The organism is Cryobacterium sp. TMT4-10 (assembly GCF_004403275.1).
GTDB classification, from domain to species: domain Bacteria; phylum Actinomycetota; class Actinomycetes; order Actinomycetales; family Microbacteriaceae; genus Cryobacterium; species Cryobacterium shii.
Window position 1 is genome coordinate 28330 of sequence record NZ_SOGU01000084.1, and the last position, 20409, is coordinate 48738.

The window sequence follows — 20409 nt, forward strand, 5'->3', positions numbered from 1 at the left end:
CGAGTTCGGCACTTCCGGTCGAGTTCGACCGGCGCACGTGGCGACCTCGTCCGGAAACGTCGAACTCGGCGACTCTCCCGGAACGATGAGCGTCGGCGCGGAGGGCGCCGCGCCGGAGCGTTGGCGGATCGCCGCGGCATCCGGTAGTCTTGGCAGGTTGTCTACGCGCCGGATTCCCGGCCTCCGTTTTCGACACATGCACAACCCTCCTGTTGCAGAGATTCTGCAGCCGTTTAGTCCGAAGGAGGTGGGTTAGTCATGCATCAGTACGAGTTGATGGTTATCCTCGATCCCGAGATCGATGAGCGCACCGTAGCTCCCAGCCTTGACAAGTTCCTCAACGTTGTTCGCAACGATGGTGGAACCATTGACAAGGTTGACGTTTGGGGTCGCCGCCGTCTCGCCTACGAGATCAACAAGAAGTCAGAAGGCATCTACGCCGTCGTCGACTTCACCGCGAACGCTTCTGCCACGGCCGAGCTCGACCGCCAGCTGAAGCTGTCGGAAGCCGTCATGCGCACAAAGGTTCTTCGCGCAGAAGAAGGCATCGCCCAGGTTGCCGTCGCAAGCAAGCTTGCCGCCGAGAAGGCCGCCCGCAAGGCAGCCAACCCGAAGGTCATTGCTGCGAAGGCTGAAGCCGCCGCTGCCGCTCCGACCGCCAAGGTCGCCGCGTCCGCAAAGCCCGCCTCGGCGGTTGCTGCTGCAGCGGTCAAGGCTGCTCCGGCCAAGGTCGAAGCTCCGGTCGCCGACGCTCCTGCTGCGGCAGAGGCTGAGGCTCCCGTTGCTGCCGACAAGGCAAGCGACAAGTAGCCCATGGCCGGCGAGACCGTAATTACCGTGGTGGGCAACCTCACCAGCGATCCGGAACTGCGTTACACGCAGAACGGGCTGGCGGTTGCCAACTTCACCATCGCTTCCACTCCGCGCAATTTCGATCGCGCTACGAGTGAGTGGAAAGATGGCGAGTCGCTCTTCCTGCGCGCGAGCGTTTGGCGTGAATTCGCCGAGCACGTGGCTGGTTCGCTGACCAAGGGTACCCGTGTCATCGCTACCGGGCGTCTCAAGCAGCGTTCGTATGAGACGAAGGAAGGCGAGAAGCGAACGAGCATGGAGCTCGAGATCGATGAAATCGGTCCTTCGCTGAAATACGCCACCGCTCAGCTCACTCGAGCGCAGTCATCGTCCTCCCCCCGTGGCGGCGGCGCACCTGCCGTCTCCGGGAACGACGAGCCCTGGGCCGCCAGCGCCCCCGCCGCGAACACCGGCGGAGATGTCTGGAGCACCCCGGGCAACTTCAGCGACGAGACACCCTTCTAAGCCGAGCCTCCGGGCAGTCGGCTGAAAAACACTTCATAAGAAAGTAAGGAAATCATGGCTGGAAAGTCGAGCGGCGACCGCCGCAAGCCGCTCCGCGGAGCTAAGGGTGGCAAGAACGCCGCTCCCGCGAAGTCCATCCGGGTTGGTGTCATCGATTACAAGGATGTCCCCACCCTTCGCAAGTTCATCTCCGAGCGTGGAAAGATCCGCGCCCGTCGCATCACCGGTGTTTCCGTTCAGGAACAGCGCCTCATCGCCCGCGCCGTCAAGAACGCTCGCGAAATGGCGTTGCTCCCCTACGCCGGTTCAGGCAGGTAGGACCTCATGTCAAAAATCATTCTGACGCACGAGGTCTCCGGCCTCGGTGCACCCGGTGACATCGTCGAGGTCAAGAACGGGTACGCCCGCAACTACCTCTACCCCCAGGGCTTCGCTGTCTCCTGGACCCGCGGTGGCGAGAAGCAGATCGAACAGATCAAAGCTGCTCGCGTCGCCCGCGAGCACGCCACCTTCGAAGAGGCACAGGCACTCAAGGCTGCACTCGAGAACACCAAGGTCAAGCTGGTCGTCAAGGCCGGCGAAGGCGGACGCCTGTTCGGCTCCGTCAAGACCACGGATGTTGCCGAAGCAGTGGCGGCAGCCGGTCTCGGCGCCATCGACAAGCGCAAGATCGAGCTCAGCCCGATCAAGATGACCGGTGAGCACCAGGCAACGGTTCGTCTTCGCGACGAACTGAGCGCCACCATCACACTGCTGGTGGTAGCCGCCAAATAGCATCACCCTCGAGGTGTAGCGGCGGGCTCCGAATGGAGCTCCGCCGCTACACCTTTTTAAGCTGTCCCGCTCACCCTGTTCAGGGGTGATTTCAGATCTTGAAAATGAGCCTTTGTACACAGGTTTGCTCACAGCACATGAAGCTTCAACACATTGTTTAGATTAGTTTTCCCACAGAGCTGTGAATAGTATAAAAGCCTGATCAAAATGCATTTTTTACGGGAAATTCTTAAGTTTTCCACAGGACAGTGCACAGGTTGTGCACAAGACACGCGGCGTTTCGCCCAGATTCTCCACAGGGTTATCCACAGCCCGTTTTGGAGCGGCCGAACCGGGTACGTAGGGTGGGCAGGCGGCCACAATCGAGGTGTGCGAGGGGTGCCGGCAGTCGGTGTCAGTGGGCCCTGATAGACCAGCACCACGAGCAGAAGGAGGCACGAGTGTCGATCGCTCACCTGGGTCTGGCAGATAAGCGCGGGAGTGACCAGCGCGGCGGAATGGAAGCCCGGCACACCGAGCGCACGCTCCCCCACGACCTCCTCGCCGAGCAGAGCGCGCTCGGCGGCATGATGCTGAGCAAGGACGCCGTCGCCGACGTCGTCGAAACCGTCCGGGCCGCCGACTTCTACATCCCCAAGCACGAGATCATCTTCGACGCGATCCTCTCCCTCTACGCGCAGGGCGAGCCCACCGATGTCATCGCCGTCACCGACGAACTCACCAAACTGGGCGAGCTGTCCCGGGCCGGCGGCGCGGACTACCTGCACACGCTGACCAGCCTGGTTCCGACCGCGGCCAACGCCGGTTTCTACTCCTCGATCGTCGCCGAACGCGCCCTGCTGCGCCGCCTGGTCGAGGCCGGCACCCGCATCGCACAGATGGGCTATTCCGGCGAGGGCGAGGTGCTCGACCTGGTGAACAACGCCCAGGCCGAGATCTACTCCGTCACCGGAGGCACCGAGACCGAAGATTACGTGCCCCTCACCGACGCGGTCACGGCCGCGATCGAGGAGATCGAGGCCGCCAAGCTCAAAGACGGCCAGATGACCGGTGTGCCGACCGGCTTCGCCGACATGGACGAGCTCACCAACGGATTCCACCCCGGCCAGCTGATCATCGTCGCCGCGCGACCGGCGCTGGGTAAGTCCACGTTGGCCCTCGACTTCGCCCGGGCGGCTTCAATCAAGCACGACATGCCCAGCATCTTCTTCTCCCTCGAAATGGGACGCAGTGAGATCGCCATGCGCCTGCTCGCGGCCGAGGCATCCGTGCCCCTGCAGAGCATGCGCAAGGGTGCCGTCGACGCCCGCGACTGGACCACCATCGCCGCCACGCGCGGCCGCATCAACGACGCCCCGCTCTACATCGACGACAGCCCCAACATGACGCTGGTGGAGATCCGGGCCAAGTGCCGCCGGCTCAAGCAGCGGGTCGGCCTCAAGATGGTCATCATCGACTACCTGCAGCTGATGACGTCGGGCAAAAAGGTCGAGTCGCGCCAGCAGGAGGTCAGCGAGTTCTCCCGGGCGCTCAAGCTGATGGCCAAGGAACTCCAGGTTCCCGTCATCGCGCTTTCCCAGCTCAACCGTGGTCCCGAGCAGCGTGCCGACAAGATGCCGGCCATCTCCGACCTCCGCGAGTCGGGCTCCCTCGAACAGGACGCCGACATGGTCATCCTGCTGCACCGTGAGAGCGCGTACGAGAAAGACAACCCGCGCGCCGGCGAGGCCGACCTGATCGTGGCGAAGCACCGAAACGGCCCCACCCGCACGGTGACCGTCGCGTTCCACGGCCACTACTCCCGCTTCGCCGACATGGTTCCGGGCGCGTAGCAGGCCCATTCGGCCACGGGCCGGATCGATTCTGCCGCCGGTCATATTCTCCGGCCGGCAAGTGATCACCGCTACGCTACGAACGGAAGATGCAAGTGCCGCCCCAGTTCGGATCGATCCGTTCTCGCTCTCGCGTCCGCCGCTAAGGAGACATGCGCGTGAAGGTTGGCATCAGGCGAGAACGTCTGCAGGGTGAGCGCCGCGTCGCGGCCACCCCCGAGACGGTGACCCAGCTCACGGCCCTCGGACTCGAGGTTCTGGTCGAGTCCGGTGCGGGCTCCGAATCCGGGCATCCCGATGGCTCGTACACGGATGCCGGCGCCACCGTCGTTCCCGAACTGGGCCTCGGCGAGCTCGACGTGTTCTGCCACGTGCGCCCCCTCAGCCCCGACCTCGTCGGCGGCCTCCGTTCCGGCACGATCACGATCGGCCTGGCCTCCCCCGCCTCCGAGCTTCCCACCGTCGCCGCACTGGCCACCGCGGGCGTCACCTCGTTCGCCCTCGAGCTGGTGCCGCGCATCTCCCGCGCCCAGTCGATGGACGCCCTGACCTCCCAGGCCCTCGTCTCCGGCTACCGCGTGGTGCTCGAGGCGGCCATCCGCTTCCCCCGATTCTTCCCGCTCTACATGACCGCCGCCGGCACGATCCCGCCGGCGCGCGTGCTCGTGCTGGGCGCGGGCGTCGCCGGCCTGCAGGCCATCGCCACGGCCAAGCGCCTTGGCGCCCGGGTCTCCGCGTACGACGTGCGCCCGGCCTCGGCGGACGAGGTGACCTCGATGGGCGGAACCTTCATCACCCTCGACCTGGACGCCGTGGAAGGCACCGGCGGGTACGCCCGCGAACTCAGCGAGGATCGGTCGGTGCGACAGCGGGAACTGCTGGCGCCCCACGTGGCCGCCGCCGACGTGCTGATCACCACGGCCGCCATCCCGGGCCGCCCGGCCCCGCTGCTCGTGACGCAGGACATGGTCACGGCCATGCGGATGGGCTCGGTCGTGATCGACCTTGCCGCCGAGACCGGCGGCAACGTCGAGGGCGTCGTCGCGGGGCGGGACACCCAGGTGCCCACCCGCACCGGGGACGGCACCGTCACCCTGGTCGGAATGAAGGACGCACCCTCGACGATGCCCGCCGACGCGTCCCGGCTCTTCGCCAAGAACGTGGCCAACCTGCTCGCCCTGATGACCGAAAGCGGCACGGTCTCCCCCGATTTCACGGACGAGGTCGTTGCCGGGGCCTGCCTGACGCACGGCGGCACGATCCGGCACGAGCCGACGGCCACGGCCCTGACAGGAGAACAACACTGATGGATCCGATCACTTTGCTGACAGTCGTCGTCTTGGCGGTCTTCGTCGGCTTCGAGGTCGTCTCGAAGGTGTCCAGCACCCTGCACACCCCCCTGATGAGTGGCGCCAACGCGATCCACGGCATCATCCTGATCGGCGCCATCACGGTCGCCGGCCAGACCCTCAACCTCTGGCTCCTGACGGTCGCTCTAATCGCCGTGGTTCTGGCCACCGCCAACCTGGTCGGCGGCTTCGTCGTCACCGACCGGATGCTCAAAATGTTCGCGCCGCGCAAACCGGCCGGCGCCGACACGAAGGATGCCACGAAATGAGCCTTCTCTCGCCGGAGTGGACCAGCATCCTCTACCTGATCGCCGCGGTCTGCTTCATCCTCGCCCTCAAGGGGCTCTCCTCGCCGAAGACCGCCCGCCGCGGCAACCTGATCGGTGCCGCCGGTGCGCTCCTCGCCGTGATCACCGTCTTCCTGTCGGCCCGGCTCGACAACATCCCGGCCATCCTGATCGCCATCGCGGTCGGCTCGGCGATCGCCGCCCCGATCTCTCGGCGCGTGGAGATGACGCAGATGCCCCAGCTGGTCGCCCTGTTTAACGGGGTCGGCGGCGGCGCCGCGGCGCTCGTCGCGGTGCTCGAACTCGGCAACAGCGAGGGCCCCTGGGTCAAGGTCGCCGTGGTGTTCACCATGCTCGTCGGCGCGGTCTCCTTCTCCGGCTCGGCCGTCACGGTCGGCAAACTGCAGGGCCTGATCAGCTCGCGGCCGCTCATCTTCCCCGGCCTCGCCGTCGTGATGGGTGCCATCGTTCTGGCGGCTCTCGTGGCCGGCGGCTTCGTCGTCGCGACGGGCGCGACCGGATGGGCCATCGCACTCCTTCTCCTGGGACTCCTGGTCGGCGCGCTCCTGGTGCTGCCGGTCGGCGGTGCGGACGTGCCGATCGTGATCTCCCTACTGAACGCCTTCACCGGGCTGGCAGTCGCGGCTTCCGGCATCGTGCTGGGCAACCTGCTGCTCGTCGTGGCCGGCACCCTCGTCGGCGCCAGCGGAACGATCCTGACCCGCGCCATGGCCTCCGCCATGGGCCGCGGCGTGAGCGGCATCCTGTTCGGTGCCTTCAAGGGCGGCTCGACCGCCGGATCGACCGCGCAGAGCGACCGGCCGGTGCGCAGCTCGAACCCCGAAGACGTCGCGGTGCTGCTCAACTACGCCCAGCGCGTGGTCATCGTGCCCGGCTACGGCCTGGCCGTCGCGCAGGGCCAGCACACCATCGCCGAGCTCGCCACCACCCTCGAGGCGCGCGGCGTCGAGGTGGTCTTCGCCATCCACCCGGTGGCCGGCCGGATGCCCGGGCACATGAACGTGCTGCTGGCCGAGGCGAACGTGCCCTACGAGTCGCTCAAGGAGATGGCCGAGGTCAACCCGGAGTTCAAGAACACGGATGTCGCCCTCGTCGTCGGCGCCAACGACGTGGTCAACCCCGCGGCGAAGACCTCGCCCGGCTCACCCATCTACGGCATGCCGATCCTGGATGTCGGCGAGGCCCGGCAGGTCGTGTTCCTCAAGCGGTCCATGCGCCCCGGCTTCGCGGGGATCGAGAACGAACTGCTGTTCGACCCGAAGACCACGCTGCTGTTCGGCGACGCGAAGGACTCCCTGACGAAGATGCTGAGCGCGGTCAACGCGCTCTGATCAAACGTGCTCGGGTCGGCGCTGTAGTGTTCAGACAGGAGCCGAACCCGAGCGGGTCCGCCGAGGGAGAGCCATGACGACCAGATGGGCGAGATTCGTCCGTGGCTGGCTCACGGCATCCGTCGCCGTTCTCGTCGCCGCCCTGTCCCACGTCGCGGCGGGCGGGAACGCGCCCGGCCTGCTCAGTGCCGCCCTCGCCCTCGCCTTCGCCGGCATGGCGTCGGTGTTCCTGGCCGGCAAGAGCCTGTCCCTGCTGCGCCTCACACTGTCCGTCGGCGTCAGCCAGCTGCTGCTGCACGTGCTGTTCGGACTCGGCGGCACCTCCGGCATGACCATGACGAGCTCCCACCACCACGGCGCCGTGACCGTGGCCGCCGACGCCGCGGCCCGGCCTCTGATGGCCGCCGAGGGCATCCTGCCCGACAGCGCCTGGATGTGGGTGGGGCACGGCCTGGCCGCCCTCGTCACGATCGTGGCGCTCTACCGCGGCGAGAAGACCTTCTGGGCGCTCCTCGCCGAAGCCACGAACCACCTGACCCGGGTCCTGATCCGGACCCTCGCGCCGGTCGCGATCCAGACGGATGCCGCGACCGTGCGACCCGGCTTCGGCGGAGTCTTCGTGCCGGCCGACCTCGGCGTGCTGCTCGGGAGCGTGCTGCGGCGCGGCCCGCCGGCCCGCGCCCTGAATCCCTGACCCGCCGCTCGGCCTGACTCGAACGACCCCGTTCGCGACCCGGTGTGGTCCCGGCGTTCACGCGCGCCTTCACGCACCCACCTCGACGACCGGAGTAATTCGATGACGCACGCCCCCCGACGACGCCCGGCAACGGCGGTATTTCTCACCCTGATCGTGATCGCCCTCTCCGTTTTCAGCCCGGCGGCGCCGGCGGCGACCGCTCACGACCAGGTCCAGTCGACCGTCCCGGCCGACGGGGAACGCCTCGACGTCGCGCCATCGACGGTCACCATCCGCTTCACCGACGAGATCCTCGAGATCGGTGCGATCGTGCTGGTCGTCGACAGCGAGGACCGCAACTGGGCCGAGGGCGAGATGCGCCTCGACGGGCCGGAGGCCACGCAGGCACTCGCGGCGGGGATGAAGGACGGCGCCTACCAGGTGCGCTGGCGGGTCGTGTCGGCGGACGGGCATCCGGTGTCGGGGGCGTTCGCCTTCTCGATCGGAACGGCGGCGCCGTCCGAGCCGGGCGCGGGCGCGACCGCGGCCCCGAACCCGTCGACCGGCCCCGGCGCTGCGTCCGACGCCGACGCCGACCAGTCGGATGCTGCGGGCCTCCCGCTCATCGCGGTCGGACTCATCGGGGCCGGCGGCGGCCTCGCCGCCTTCGCCCTGTTCGCCGCCTGGCGCGCCAAACGCCGCAAAAACACCTGAAACACCTGAAACACCTGAAACACCTGCAACACATCACCCTTCCCATCGGCTTGTTTCCACACCAGGAGAACCACTCATGAAGATCACCTCCACCCCCACCCGTCTCGTCGTTGCCGCCGCCGCGTTGCTGCTCACCCTCTCGGGCTGCGCCGGCACGGCCGAGACGCCGGCGCCGGCAGCCGACACGACGCCGGAGGGAAGCTCCCTGAGCATGACGGATGCCTGGGTCAAGGCCGCAGACAGCGGCATGTCCGGCGCCTTCGGGCTGCTCGAGAACTCCGGGGCGGAGGACGTCACCGTCACCTCCGCCGGGTCACCGGCGGCACCCATGCTCGAACTGCACGAGACCGTCGCCAACGACGCCGGCGACATGATCATGCAGAAGAAGGAGGACGGCTTCGTCATTCCCGCCGGCGGTTCGATCGAGCTCGCGCCCGGCGGCAACCACATCATGTTCATGGGGCTCGCCGCCCCCCTCGCGGCCGGCGACGACGTCACCGTCACGCTCAACCTGTCCGACGGCTCGAGCTTCGTCTTCACGGCCCCGGTCAAGGACTACACGGGCGCGAACGAGACCTATGAGGGTGGCAACGCCAAGTGAGTGACGGACGGCAGGAACAGCCCGACCCGGCGCGTCGGCGCCTGAGCCGGCGGCACCTCCTCCTGGGTGGTGCCGCCGCCGGCATCGGCGCGACCGGTGCCGTCGCCCTCGACCTCGCCGTCAAGGCCGGCGCCGCCGCTCCGGCGCGCACGGCCGAGCCGATGGTCAGCGGGTCGGACACCGTGCCGTTCTTCGGCGCGCACCAGGCGGGCGTGGACACCGCCCCGCAGGCGCACGCCAGCTTCGTCGCCCTGGTCCTCCGAGACGGGGTCGATCGCGCGGGGCTGCGGCGGATGATGCGCATCCTCACCGACGATGCGGCCCGCCTGACCCAGGGGGACGCCGCCCTGGCCGACTCCGAACCCGAACTGGCCGTCGTTCCAGCCCGGCTCACGGTCACTTTCGGCTTCGGGGCCGCCTTGGTGGCCCGGGCCGCCGGGACCGCCCCCGGCTGGCTGAAACCACTGCCCGCGTTCACGGTCGACCGGCTCGAGCCGGCCTGGACCGGCGGCGACCTGCTGCTGCAGATCGCCGCCGACGATCCGATGACGATCGCCCACGCCACCCGGATGCTGCTCAAGGACGTGCGCTCCTTCGCGAGCGTGCACTGGGTGCAGCCGGGATTCCGCCGCTCAGCCGGCTCGGAGAAGCCCGGCACGACCATGCGCAATCTGTTCGGCCAGGTCGACGGCACGGCGAACCCCGTGGTCGGCACGGACGACTTCAGCGCCCTGGTCTGGGGCCCGGCCGACAACCCCGCCTGGCTCACGGGCGGCACCGGCTTCGTGCTGCGCCGGATCAGCATGGACCTCGACAAGTGGGACAAGCTCGACCGGTCCGGACGTGAGTCCGCGGTCGGGCGCACGCTCGCCACCGGAGCGCCGCTGACGGGAACCAGGGAGAAGGACGTGCCCGATTTCGCGGCGACCACCGCGCTCGGGTTCCCGGTGATCCCCGAATACTCCCACCTGCGTCGGGCCCGGTCGGAGGACAGGAGCCAGCGCATCCATCGCCGAGGGTACAACTACGACGACACCCCCACCGGAACCGCCGTCTCCAATTCCGGGCTCCTCTTCGTGTCCTTCCAGGCGGACGTTGACGCGCAATTCGTGCCGATCCAGCAGCGCTTGGACACCCTCGACCTGCTGAACCAGTGGATCACCCCGATCGGCTCGGCCGTGTTCGCCATTCCGCCCGGCTGCGCGGCCGACGGCTTCATCGGCGACACCCTGCTGTGAGTGCTCATCGGGCCCGGCCGGCGCCCCGGGCGGAGGGCGCCGGGCCCATCGGGGCACATCGGGCCGGCCGCGTAGACTAGGCCAGTCTTCAACCCGCAATGAAAGAGGTCGCCGCGTGGCCAACGCCCAGGCATCACACTCCGTCGGTACCCGCTACTGGAGCGTGCCGATCGTGCGCGCCGCACTCGCCTTCGTGCCGGCAGCCGCCATCACCTTCAACGCGAACCACTCGGCGCAGTTCGGCCTGGTCGTGTTCGGCGCCTTCGCGCTGGTCAGCGGCGTGGCCGTCGGCCTGCTGAGCCGCCGCACTCTCACGGATGCCCGCGAGCGATCGCTGTTCCTCCTGCAGGGCGTGGTGGGCATGGCGGCCGGCGCGCTCGCGCTGGCCTTCAACGCCGGCGGGCTCGGCTTCTTCCTCTACCTCGTCACGGTCTGGGCGGCGGTGACCGGTTTCCTCGAGCTGTACAGCGGCATCCGTGCCCGGCGGCGCGACCCAGGTGACCGCGACTGGCTCGTGGTCGGCGCGTTCACCGCCGTGCTCGCACTGGTCTTCCTGCTGCTCCCGCCCAACCCGGTCGTGTCGGTCGGTCTGCTCGGCGCGTACCTCGTGATGCTGGGCGTCTACCTCGTCATCGCGGGGCTCTCCCTCAAGTGGGCGTCCACGCCAGATCCCCGCACGCTCACGGCCTCACCCAACGATTCGGACACCCTGTGACCCAGAACACCCCGCGCAAGCCCGGCCGCTCCGCGCTGATGACGCCCAAGGAGACCTTCGGTTTCTCCGGCGTGATGGCCCTGTTCCTGGGGCTCGTGGTGCTGATGAGCACCCGCGACGTGCTGCTCGCGCTGTTCGGCACCGCCGTGACGTTCGTCGTCGTGCTCGGAGTGATCCTGGTGCTGATGCGCGCCATGAAACCGAACAGCGCCGAGCAGACCGACACCGACGGCGAGACCCACGGCTTTAACCTCAACCCCTGACCTGCGGCGCCGCGCGGGAGCTGCGCCGCTCCGCGGGTGGCACGCCACCCGCGGAGCGGCGACCCGCTACGGCAGGTAGTCGAGCAGTGGGTCCGCGAGGCCCACGTAGCCTGCGGGCGTGAGCTCGAGCAGGCGCGCCTTGGCGGCGTCGCCGATCTCCAGGCCGGTCACGAACGCGACCAGGTCGTCCCGGTTGATGCGCTTGCCGCGGGTGAGTTCCTTGAGCAGGGCGTACGGATCCTCGATCGACGAGCGGCCCGCCGACACCTCGGCCCGGATGACGGTCTGGATCGCCTCGCCGAGGATCTCCCAGTTCGCGTCGAGGTCCCGGGCCAGGGCGTCCCGGTCGATGTCGATCTCGCCCAGACCCCGCACGATGTTGTCGAGGGCGAGCAGAGAGTGCCCGAAACCGACGCCGATGTTGCGCTGCGTGGTCGAGTCGGTCAGGTCGCGCTGCAGGCGCGAGGTCACCAGCGTTGCCGCGAGCGAGTCGAGGATCGCGCTGGAGAGCTCGAGGTTCGCTTCGGCGTTCTCGAAGCGGATGGGGTTGATCTTGTGCGGCATGGTCGATGAGCCCGTGGCTCCGGCCTGCGGGATCTGACGGAAGTAGCCCAGGGAGATGTAGGTCCAGACATCCGTGGCCAGGTTGTGCAGCACCCGGTTGACGTGGGACATGCGCGAGTAGAGCTCGGCCTGCCAGTCGTGGGACTCGATCTGGGTGGTCAGCGGGTTCCAGGTCAGGCCGAGACCCTCGACGAACTCGCGAGAGACGGCCGGCCAGTCGACGGCGGGATCGGCCGCGACGTGGGCGGCGAAAGTGCCGGTGGCACCGCTGAACTTGCCCAGGTACTCGCTGTTCTCGACCTGCTTCGCCAGGCGCTCGAGACGGTAGACGAACACCGCCAGCTCCTTGCCGACCGTGGTGGGCGTGGCCGGCTGGCCGTGGGTGTGGGCGAGCATCGAGTCGGCCCGGTAGTCGAGGGCGCGCAGGCGCAGGGCCCCGATCACGGCGCGGAACTTGGGCAGCCAGACCTCACGCACGGCGTCACTCACGGTCAGTGCGTAGGAGAGGTTGTTGATGTCCTCGCTGGTGGCGGCGAAGTGGGTGAGCTCGCTGATGTGGTCGAGTCCGAGCGTGGTCAGGCGGCGACGCACGAGGTATTCGACGGCTTTCACATCGTGCCGGGTGGTGGCTTCCAGCGTGGCGAGTTCATCGATCTCGGCCTGGCCGAAGTCGGTGACCAGGGCGCGCAGGGACAACTTCTGCTCGGGCGTCAGCGGCACGGAACCGAACAGGCTGCGGTCGGTGAGCGTGATCAGCCACTCGACTTCGACCTGCACGCGAGCCCGGTTGAGGCCGGCCTCTGACAGGTACTCCCCCAGTTCGGTGACGGCGGCGCGGTAGCGGCCATCGAGTGGGCTGAGGACCTGGGGCGGTAACGGACTCATCGGACTCCCTGTCGGATTGCGGGTGCAAGTTGCGCGAAGAGCGCTTCATTTGCGCTCTCAATCATGCCAAGAACCGTGTCAAAAAATGCATCGTCGGAATAGTACGGGTCCGGCACGTCCCGCAGGCCGGCCTGGGCCGGGTCGAAACTGAGCAGCAGGCGCACCTTGCTGCGGTCCCGGTCGGTGGCGGCCCAGTTGCGGAGGATCCGTTCCTGCCCCCGGTCGAGCACCACGACCAGGTCGAGGTCGTCGAACCAGGCCGGGTCGAACTGGCGTGCCCGGTGATGGCTCCCGTCGTAGCCTCGCTTGGCCAGGGCGGTGATCGTGCGGATGTCCGCCTGCTCGCCCACGTGCCAGTCACCGGTGCCGGCGGAACTGGTGGTGATCAGCCGGCCCAGGCCGGAACGCGTGACCAGGTCACGCAGCATGACCTCGGCCATCGGCGAACGGCAGATGTTCCCGGTGCAGACGAAGACGATCCGGAACGGCGTCGATTCGTCCGGTGTGATCGACGCGAAAGCCATACCTCCATTGTGTTGCACCCGCCACCCCTCCACAGCCGTCCGCCGGTCGTACATTCCGTGAACTTGCGGGTGGACCCCGCCCGGCCACCGGGAGGTGGCACGCTCGCTGGCAGCATCGTCGCGACGGGGGTGCAGGGAGGAGGGCCGTGTTCGGTTCAGACGGCACGTTCATCAGCGACTCCGGCCTGCCGGCTCGCCTGGCCGAGCTCCGGGAACGACGGATGCTGCTCCGCGCCCTGCGGGACGACGTCGAGATCGCCGCCCGCTCCCTGGCGCCGACCGACCTGACCGGGTCCTGGCGGTCCGCGGCGCAGCGCGGCTACGCCGAGCGGCGCAGCGAACTCGCCGGGGAACTCCACCGGGCCGCCCGCCACCTGGAGGACGCCCTCGCCGCGGTGGCGGCGGAGATCGAGGAGGTCCAGGTCGTCCTGGCCGCGGCGTCGACCCGGACCCCGGGGGCTCCGTGACGGGGCTTCCGGCGACCCCGGCGACCCCGGCGGCGGACGAGGATCCCGCGGCCACCCTGATCGTGTCCGGCGGGGGCACCACCCTCGTGGCCACGGATGTGCTGCTGGCAGAGGCGTCGTGGCTGCGTGCGCTGCAGGCCGACGCCGAGGGGTGGCAGGCGCGGCTGGCGGGCATCCGTGCCCTGGACTCCGCGCCGGCGCCGTCCCCGGCCTGGACGGGCGGCGAAGCGGCCGGCTGCGTCTTCGGGGTCGGCCGGGCCATCGACCGGGTGGCGGAGCACAGCCGCCACCTCGCCGACTCGCTCATCGCCGCCGCGGAGGGGTACGGCGAGGCGGAACGGCGGAGCGAGCGCGTCGCCCGTGCGGGCGGCGTCTGGCTGGGATTCACGCTCGGCCGGCTGGCGCCGTTCCTGGCGCTGGCCGCCCTGCCGGCACTGACCAGCGGCGCTGCCGGATTCCTGCTCGGCAGCCTGCTCACCGGGCCCGGCGACGGCCCCGCGACGGCGGCTGGCTGGTTGCGGGCGAATCCGCGCGCGCTGACCGACCCCGTCGTGGTCGCGGCGGTGCGGGTGCTCGTGTCCTCGGTGGATGACGCGGCGGTCGGAGCCGCGGGTCTGCCCTATCCGGTCTCCGCCCTGCTCGGGGACGAGGGCCTCGGCCTGCTCGGTGTGGCCACGTCGGCGGCGGGGGTGCGGGCGCTGTCCCGCCCGCTCGGCCTGTTCCGGGAGACGCCGGTGTCGGTGGTGCCCGTGCCGGTGGTGCCCGTGCCGGTGGTGCCCCTGGGCGGGCCGGGAGTGGCCGGGCAGCGGCCCGCGACCCGGGCGACGCCTCCGCCCGCCGGGTTCGCCGACCTGGCCGACCGCATCCCGTCGGTGTCCGAGGACGGCTCCCAGGTGCGCATCGAGCGGTACGGCAGCGCCGAGAGCCCGTCCTGGGTGGTCTACATCGGCGGCACGGTGGAATGGAGCCCGGTCGCCGCGGAACAGCCCTGGGACCTCACCTCCGACCTCTCCGCCGTCGCCGACCAGGACTCCGGCTCCTACCGGGCGGTGGTGCAGGCCATGCGGGAGGCCGGGGTGCGGCCGGCGGACCCGGTGATTCCGGTGGGCCACTCGCAGGGCGGCCTCGTCGCCGCGCAGGTGGCGGCGTCCGGGGAGTTCAACACGGTCGCGGTCGCCACGTTCGGGGCGCCCGACGGCCAGATCACGCTGCCTCCCGGCGTGGACGCCGTGACGGTCGAACACTCCGACGATCTGATCCCGGCGCTGGGCGGCACGCCGGGTGCCGAGGATGATCGCCTGCTCGTGCGGCGAGAGGTGTTCGCGGGGCGGGAGGTGCCGCCGGATCAGCCGCTGCCGGCCCACGCCCTCACCGCCTATCGGGCCACCGGGCGGCTGATGGACGAGTCCCCGGAGCCGCGCCTGCAGGAGTTTCGGGCAACCATGGCGACCGTGGTCGGCGCGGAACCGGGACAGGCCTCCCGGTGGCGGGGCATCCGGGTGGCCGGTGAGTGACCAATGGGCGACTCGCCGGCGCCCATACGGTCTTACCGGCTGGGTCTGGCGGGCCGGAACACCAGGTTCAGCAGCCAGCTGATGATGCCCAGTACCAGGGCGCCGAGCACGCCCCACCAGAAGTCCTCGATCACGAGGCCGAAACCGATCACGTCCGTGAACCAGGCGACCAGCATCAGCAGGAGGCCGTTCACGATCAGCGAGATCAGGCCCAGGGTGAGGACGTAGAGCGGGAAGGCGATGATGCGCACGAACGTGCCGACGACGCCGTTGACGAAACCGAACAGGAGCGCGATCAGCAGGTAGCTCATGACCACGGAGAAGGTGTCGTTCGCATAGGGCTGCAGGGAAACGCCGGCGACGAGCACCGTGGTGAGCCACAGGGCGACGGCATTGAGGGTCAGCTTGAGCAGGAATCGGGCCATGCCTCCATGATGGCACCGCGCCCGGCGATGCGCAGGGCCGGCCACCGGGCCGAACGTCGCCAGCATTATGCGGCCACGCGAATATGCTCCGGCGTAGAATCGCCGAGTGAGCCCTTCAGACCAGCCCTCGGTCCGCCTGCGCCCCGAGATTGTCGCACTGCCGGCCTATCGGCAGGGACAAGCCGCCGCCACCACCGCGTTCAAACTCTCGAGCAACGAGAACCCCTTCGACCCGCTGCCCGGCGTCATCGCCGCGGTCAACTCCGAAACGGCGTACAACCGCTACCCGGATGCCTCCGCCCTGGCCCTGCGGGAACGCCTGGCCGCCCGCTTCGATCGCAGCGTCGACGAGGTGCATGTCGGGGCGGGATCGGTGGCCCTGCTGGCCCAGCTCATCCTCGCCGCCGCGGGTCCGGGCGACGAGGTGCTCTACTCCTGGCGGTCGTTCGAGGCCTACCCGAGCCTGGTCACCGTCGCCGGGGCCACGAGCATCCGGGTGCCGAACCGGGACGACCACGGTCACGATCTGCCCGAGATGGCCACCCGCATCACCGAGCGCACCCGCGTGGTCATCGTCTGCAGCCCGAACAACCCGACCGGCACCATCGTCACCGCCGACGAGTTCGAGGCCTTCATGGCGGTCGTCCCGAGGGATCTGCTCGTCATTCTGGACGAGGCATATATCGAGTTCGTCACCGATCCGGAGGCGGTCAACGGCGTGCCGCTCCTGAAGCGGTTCCCGAACCTGGTCGTGCTGCGCACCTTCTCCAAGGCCTACGGCCTGGCCGGCCTCCGCGTCGGCTACGCCCTCGGTCCCGTCGCCGTTCTGGACGGCGCCCGTGCCACCGCGATCCCGCTGTCGGTGACCGGTGTGGCCGGGGCCGCGGCGATCGCGTCACTTGACGCCACCGACCAGCTGCTGCGGCGGGTGCGCACCCTGACCGAACGCCGCGACGCGGCCTGGCGCGCGCTGACCGAACAGGGCTGGAACATCCCCGCACCGCAGGGCAACTTCATCTGGCTGCCCACCGGTGAGGAAACCACCGACATCGCCGACGTGCTTTCGGCGGTCGGCCTGATCGTGCGCCCCTTCCCGGAGGGCATCCGGATCTCGATCGGCGAGGAAGAATCTGTGGAAAAGCTCCTGGCTATCTGCTCAGACATTGTCGACGATCTACCAACGGGACACTCGGCCCGGCGGCTAGGTTAGTACGATGCCAGCGACTGAAGACGCCTCGCCCATGGTGCGACTCCTCTCCCCCGAGGGCGTCTTCGCGCCGAGCGAATCCGCCGCCGAATTCCTGCCCTACCTGGACCGGCTGACCGAGGCCGACTACCGGCGTTTCTACCGGGACATGGTGGTCGTCCGCCGATTCGACACCGAGGCCGCCAACCTGCAGCGCCAGGGCCAGCTGGCCCTCTGGGTGCCCAGCCACGGCCAGGAGGCCGCCCAGGTCGGTTCCGCCCATGCGACCAGGCCGCAGGACCACGTCTTCCCCTCCTACCGGGAGCACGTCGTCGGCATGATCCGAGGACTCGACCTGGTCGACATCCTGCGGATGCTGCGCGGCGTCACGCTCGGCGGCTGGACCCCCGAAGAACACGGTAACTTCCACCTGTACACCCTGGTGCTCGCCTCCCAGACCCTCCACGCCACGGGCTACGCGATGGGCATGCAGCTCGACGGCGCCACCGCGACCGGCAACCCCGAGACCGACCAGGCCGTCATCGTGTACTACGGCGACGGGGCGTCGTCGCAGGGCGACGCCAACGAGGCGCTCGTCTTCGCGGCGAGCTACCAGACCCCGCAGGTGTTCTTCCTGCAGAACAACCACTGGGCCATCTCGGTGCCGGTCACCCGCCAGTCGCGCACCCCCCTCTACCTGCGCGCCGGCGGGTTCGGCATGCCAGGCACCCAGATCGACGGCAATGACGTGCTCGCCAGCTACGCCGTGACCGCCAAGCACCTCGACGACGCGCGCGCCGGCAAGGGTCCGGCCCTGATCGAGGCACTCACCTACCGCGTCGGCGCCCACACCACGGCGGACGACCCCACGAAATACCGCGACCCGGAGGAGCTCGCCTACTGGGTGGCCCGGGACCCGATCGTGCGGTTCCGCAGCTACCTGCGGGGCCTCGGCGTCGAACAGGAGTTCCTCGACGCCGTCGACGAGGAGGCGGAAGACCACGCCGCGGATGTGCGCCGCCGGGCCCTGGACATCCGCTCACCCGAGACGAACGTCATCTTCGACAACGTCTACGCCGAACCTCACCCCCTGATCGACGAGGAGAAGGCCTGGCTCGCCCGGTACGAAGCATCCTTCGAAGGAGGCGCCGCGTGAGCGACACGATCGAAATGAGCCCCGCCGGCACCCCGGCGAGCACCCCGGCGAGCACCCCGACCGTGGCCAACCTGCCGATGACCAAGGCGCTGAACGCCGGCCTCCGCCAGGCCATGCGGGACAACCCCAAGGTCCTGATGATGGGCGAGGACATCGGCCCGCTCGGCGGGGTCTTCCGCGTCACCGAGGGCCTTTTCGCCGAATTCGGCGACAAGCGCGTGCTCGACACCCCGCTGGCCGAGTCCGGCATCATCGGCACGGCGATCGGGCTGGCTCTGCGCGGCTACCGCCCCGTCTGCGAGATCCAGTTCGACGGATTCGTGTTCCCCGGCTTCGACCAGATCACCAGCCAGCTCTCGCGCATGCGCAACCGGCATGAGGGTGAAGTGATCATGCCCGTCGTGATCCGCATCCCCTACGGCGGCCACATCGGCTCGATCGAGCACCACCAGGAGAGCCCGGAGGCCTACTTCGCGCACACGCCGGGACTGCGCGTGGTGAGCCCGTCGAACCCCCACGACGCGTACTGGATGATGCAGGAAGCCATCCGGAGCGACGACCCGGTCATCTTCTTCGAGCCCAAGAGCCGCTACTGGCCCAAGGGCGAAGTCAATCTGGCCGAGAGCGGCACGCCGCTGCACGCCAGCCGCGTGGTGCGGAGCGGTACGGATGCCACTGTCGTCGGCCACGGCGCCATGGTGAGCGTGCTGCTGCAGGCCGCCGACCTCGCCGCGGAGGAGGGCACCAGCATCGAGGTCATCGACCTGCGGTCGATCTCGCCGATCGACTACGGCCCGATCCTCACCTCGGTCGAGAAGACCGGGCACCTGGTCGTCGCGCAGGAGGCCCACGGCTTCGTCAGTGTCGGCTCGGAGATCGCCGCCACCGTGATGGAGAAGGCGTTCTACCTGCTCGAAGCCCCCGTGTTGCGGGTCTCCGGGTTCGACACCCCGTTCCCGCCGGCCGCCGTGGAGACGCACTTCCTGCCCAGCCCGGACCGCGTGCTCGAAGCCGTCGACCGCGCCCTCTCCTACTGAGACCACCCGAGATGACCACGCAGTCCCCCCGGCAGTCACCTTTCCGGTCCAGAGTGACCGTTCCGCGGGGCACTCTGGACCGGAACGGCCACTCTCGCCTCACCAATCGCAAGGAGCTCGCTTCATGAGCGTGTCGAAATTCACCCTGCCCGATGTCGGCGAGGGTCTCACCGAGGCCGAAATCGTCGAGTGGAAGGTGGCGCCCGGCGACACCGTCGCGATCAACCAGGTGCTGGTCGAGATCGAGACCGCCAAATCGCTGGTCGAACTCCCGTCGCCCTATGTCGGCGTGGTCGGCGAGATCCTGGTGCAGCCCGGAACGACCGTCGACGTCGGAACCGTGATCATCACCATCGTCTCCGACGCCGGCACCGATGCCGAGGTGTCCGCTCCCCCGACGGGGGCGAATGAGAACGAGCTGGCCGGCGCGGCAGCGGATGCCGGTTCCACGATCTCCGACGAACCGGCCGAGAAGGCCGGCCCCGTGCTCGTCGGCCGCGGTGCCACCGCGACCATGCCCACCCGGCGGAAGCGCCACGGCAGCACCCCGGTCGCCCACGAATCGATCGCGCCGCCGCCCGTCATCGCCCCGCGCGCCGCGGCGGCGCCCCTTCCCCGGCTCCCGCGTGCGGCATCCGCCGGACCGGTCATCGCCAAACCGCCGATCCGCAAGCTCGCCAAGGATCTCGGAGTCGACCTGTCCCTGGTCGAGGCGACCGGCCCGGTCGGCGACGTGACCCGGGAGGACGTGCTGCGCGCCGCCACCCAGGCCAGCGTCTTCCGCAACATCCAGACGCCGGAGTGGCCGAGCGACCGCGAGGAGCGCATCGCCGTCAAGGGCGTGCGCAAGGCCATCGCCCAGGCCATGGTCTCCAGCGCGTTCACCGCACCGCACGTGAGCCTCTTCGTCGATGTCGACGCCACCCGCACCATGGAATTCGTCAAGCGGCTCAAGGCATCCACCGACTTCGCCGGCGTGCGGGTCTCCCCGCTGCTGATCATGGCCAAGGCCATGATCTGGGCGGTGCGGCGCAACCCCACGGTCAACTCGATCTTCACCGACGAGGAAATCGTGATCAAGCACTACGTCAACCTCGGCATCGCGGCGGCGACCCCGCGGGGCCTGATCGTGCCCAATGTCAAGGAGGCCCAGGACATGAGCCTGCTGGAACTCGCGGGCGCGCTCGAACGACTCACCCTCACCGCGCGCGACGGCAAGACCACCCCCGCCGACATGTCGGGCGGCACGATCACGATCACCAACATCGGCGTGTTCGGGATGGACACGGGCACCCCCATCCTCAACTCCGGCGAGGCCGGCATCGTCGCCCTCGGCACGATCAAGCAGAAGCCGTGGGTGGTGGACGGCGAGGTGCGCGCCCGCTTCGTGACCACGATCGGCGCGAGTTTCGACCACCGGGTCGTCGACGGGGATGTCGCGAGCCGGTTCCTGGCGGATGTCGCCAGCATCATCGAGGAGCCCGCGCTGCTCCTCGAATAGCCGGTTGAATATTTGGGAAGCCTTGCCTCACC

General features: G+C 68.9%; 22 protein-coding genes and 1 pseudogene. 20 read left to right on the forward strand and 3 right to left on the reverse strand.

The features are described from left to right. Positions 1–258: 258 nt before the first annotated feature. The 14 genes and pseudogenes from rpsF to E3T42_RS11275 form a co-directional block, all read left to right on the forward strand. A pseudogene (gene rpsF / locus E3T42_RS11210) lies at positions 259–627 on the forward strand (30S ribosomal protein S6); the annotation flags it as partial. Positions 628–813: 186 nt separating this feature from the next. Then, positions 814–1317, forward strand: a complete 504-nt coding sequence (locus tag E3T42_RS11215; protein ID WP_134365351.1) for a single-stranded DNA-binding protein — start codon at positions 814–816, stop codon at positions 1315–1317. A 54-nt stretch (positions 1318–1371) separates the two neighbouring features. Next, the gene (gene rpsR, locus E3T42_RS11220; protein ID WP_035835236.1) at positions 1372–1635 is read left to right on the forward strand and encodes a 30S ribosomal protein S18; all 264 of its coding nucleotides are present in this window, start codon (positions 1372–1374) and stop codon (positions 1633–1635) included. A 6-nt stretch (positions 1636–1641) separates the two neighbouring features. Further along, the gene (rplI, locus tag E3T42_RS11225; RefSeq protein WP_134403029.1) at positions 1642–2091 is read left to right on the forward strand and encodes a 50S ribosomal protein L9; all 450 of its coding nucleotides are present in this window, start codon (positions 1642–1644) and stop codon (positions 2089–2091) included. Positions 2092–2531: 440 nt separating this feature from the next. Further along, complete coding sequence (gene dnaB, locus E3T42_RS11230; RefSeq protein WP_134365349.1) at positions 2532–3923, forward strand: replicative DNA helicase; 1392 nt, start codon at positions 2532–2534, stop codon at positions 3921–3923. Positions 3924–4081: 158 nt separating this feature from the next. After that, on the forward strand, positions 4082–5230 hold the full coding sequence (locus tag E3T42_RS11235; protein ID WP_134403037.1) for a Re/Si-specific NAD(P)(+) transhydrogenase subunit alpha: 1149 nt from the start codon (positions 4082–4084) through the stop codon (positions 5228–5230). Next, positions 5230–5541, forward strand: coding sequence for an NAD(P) transhydrogenase subunit alpha (locus E3T42_RS11240; protein WP_134365348.1), 312 nt, complete (start codon positions 5230–5232; stop codon positions 5539–5541). Before E3T42_RS11235 ends, E3T42_RS11240 begins: the two co-directional genes overlap by 1 nt. After that, the gene (locus E3T42_RS11245) at positions 5538–6911 is read left to right on the forward strand and encodes an NAD(P)(+) transhydrogenase (Re/Si-specific) subunit beta (RefSeq protein ID WP_134365347.1); all 1374 of its coding nucleotides are present in this window, start codon (positions 5538–5540) and stop codon (positions 6909–6911) included. The genes E3T42_RS11240 and E3T42_RS11245 overlap by 4 nt, the downstream gene beginning before the upstream one ends. 73 nt (positions 6912–6984) lie before the next feature. Next, positions 6985–7605: a hypothetical protein gene (locus tag E3T42_RS11250; RefSeq protein ID WP_134365346.1), complete on the forward strand. Its 621-nt coding sequence runs from the start codon at positions 6985–6987 to the stop codon at positions 7603–7605. A 102-nt stretch (positions 7606–7707) separates the two neighbouring features. Then, positions 7708–8301 carry a copper resistance CopC family protein gene (locus E3T42_RS11255; protein ID WP_134365345.1) on the forward strand — a complete coding sequence of 198 codons (594 nt, stop codon included), beginning with the start codon at positions 7708–7710 and terminating at the stop codon, positions 8299–8301. 76 nt (positions 8302–8377) lie between these two features. Next, positions 8378–8902: a copper chaperone PCu(A)C gene (locus tag E3T42_RS11260; RefSeq protein WP_134403030.1), complete on the forward strand. Its 525-nt coding sequence runs from the start codon at positions 8378–8380 to the stop codon at positions 8900–8902. Next, positions 8899–10140, forward strand: a complete 1242-nt coding sequence (locus E3T42_RS11265; protein WP_134403031.1) for a Dyp-type peroxidase — start codon at positions 8899–8901, stop codon at positions 10138–10140. The genes E3T42_RS11260 and E3T42_RS11265 overlap by 4 nt, the downstream gene beginning before the upstream one ends. A 115-nt stretch (positions 10141–10255) precedes the next feature. Next, on the forward strand, positions 10256–10855 hold the full coding sequence (locus E3T42_RS11270; protein ID WP_134365342.1) for a DUF308 domain-containing protein: 600 nt from the start codon (positions 10256–10258) through the stop codon (positions 10853–10855). After that, entirely contained in the window at positions 10852–11118 is a 267-nt protein-coding gene (locus E3T42_RS11275) for a hypothetical protein (RefSeq protein ID WP_134365341.1), read from the forward strand. The genes E3T42_RS11270 and E3T42_RS11275 overlap by 4 nt, the downstream gene beginning before the upstream one ends. Before the next feature lie 66 nt (positions 11119–11184). On the opposite strand, the gene purB is transcribed toward E3T42_RS11275, so the two are convergent. Further along, the gene (gene purB, locus E3T42_RS11280) at positions 11185–12567 is read right to left on the reverse strand and encodes an adenylosuccinate lyase (protein ID WP_134365340.1); all 1383 of its coding nucleotides are present in this window, start codon (positions 12565–12567) and stop codon (positions 11185–11187) included. After that, entirely contained in the window at positions 12564–13091 is a 528-nt protein-coding gene (locus E3T42_RS11285; RefSeq protein ID WP_134365339.1) for a low molecular weight protein-tyrosine-phosphatase, read from the reverse strand. Before E3T42_RS11285 ends, purB begins: the two co-directional genes overlap by 4 nt. Before the next feature lie 146 nt (positions 13092–13237). On the opposite strand from E3T42_RS11285, the gene E3T42_RS11290 reads away from it, so the two are divergent. Next, complete coding sequence (locus tag E3T42_RS11290) at positions 13238–13558, forward strand: hypothetical protein (RefSeq protein ID WP_134365338.1); 321 nt, start codon at positions 13238–13240, stop codon at positions 13556–13558. Further along, positions 13555–15072: a hypothetical protein gene (locus E3T42_RS11295; RefSeq protein ID WP_134403032.1), complete on the forward strand. Its 1518-nt coding sequence runs from the start codon at positions 13555–13557 to the stop codon at positions 15070–15072. The genes E3T42_RS11290 and E3T42_RS11295 overlap by 4 nt, the downstream gene beginning before the upstream one ends. Before the next feature lie 32 nt (positions 15073–15104). On the opposite strand, the gene E3T42_RS11300 is transcribed toward E3T42_RS11295, so the two are convergent. Next, positions 15105–15497, reverse strand: coding sequence for a phage holin family protein (locus E3T42_RS11300; RefSeq protein WP_134365336.1), 393 nt, complete (start codon positions 15495–15497; stop codon positions 15105–15107). A 106-nt stretch (positions 15498–15603) separates the two neighbouring features. Here E3T42_RS11300 and E3T42_RS11305 point away from each other — a divergent pair, with 106 nt between their 5' ends. From E3T42_RS11305 to E3T42_RS11320, 4 genes are all read left to right on the forward strand, one after another. Continuing rightward, positions 15604–16707, forward strand: coding sequence for a histidinol-phosphate transaminase (locus tag E3T42_RS11305; RefSeq protein ID WP_134365335.1), 1104 nt, complete (start codon positions 15604–15606; stop codon positions 16705–16707). A gap of 4 nt (positions 16708–16711) precedes the next feature. After that, a complete protein-coding gene (locus E3T42_RS11310) occupies positions 16712–17839 on the forward strand; it encodes a thiamine pyrophosphate-dependent dehydrogenase E1 component subunit alpha (protein ID WP_134403033.1) in 1128 nt (375 codons plus the stop codon). Positions 17840–17853: 14 nt separating this feature from the next. Continuing rightward, the gene (locus tag E3T42_RS11315; RefSeq protein ID WP_134403038.1) at positions 17854–18876 is read left to right on the forward strand and encodes an alpha-ketoacid dehydrogenase subunit beta; all 1023 of its coding nucleotides are present in this window, start codon (positions 17854–17856) and stop codon (positions 18874–18876) included. Positions 18877–19000: 124 nt separating this feature from the next. After that, complete coding sequence (locus E3T42_RS11320; RefSeq protein WP_134365333.1) at positions 19001–20377, forward strand: dihydrolipoamide acetyltransferase family protein; 1377 nt, start codon at positions 19001–19003, stop codon at positions 20375–20377. The last annotated feature ends 32 nt before the right edge of the window (positions 20378–20409 follow it).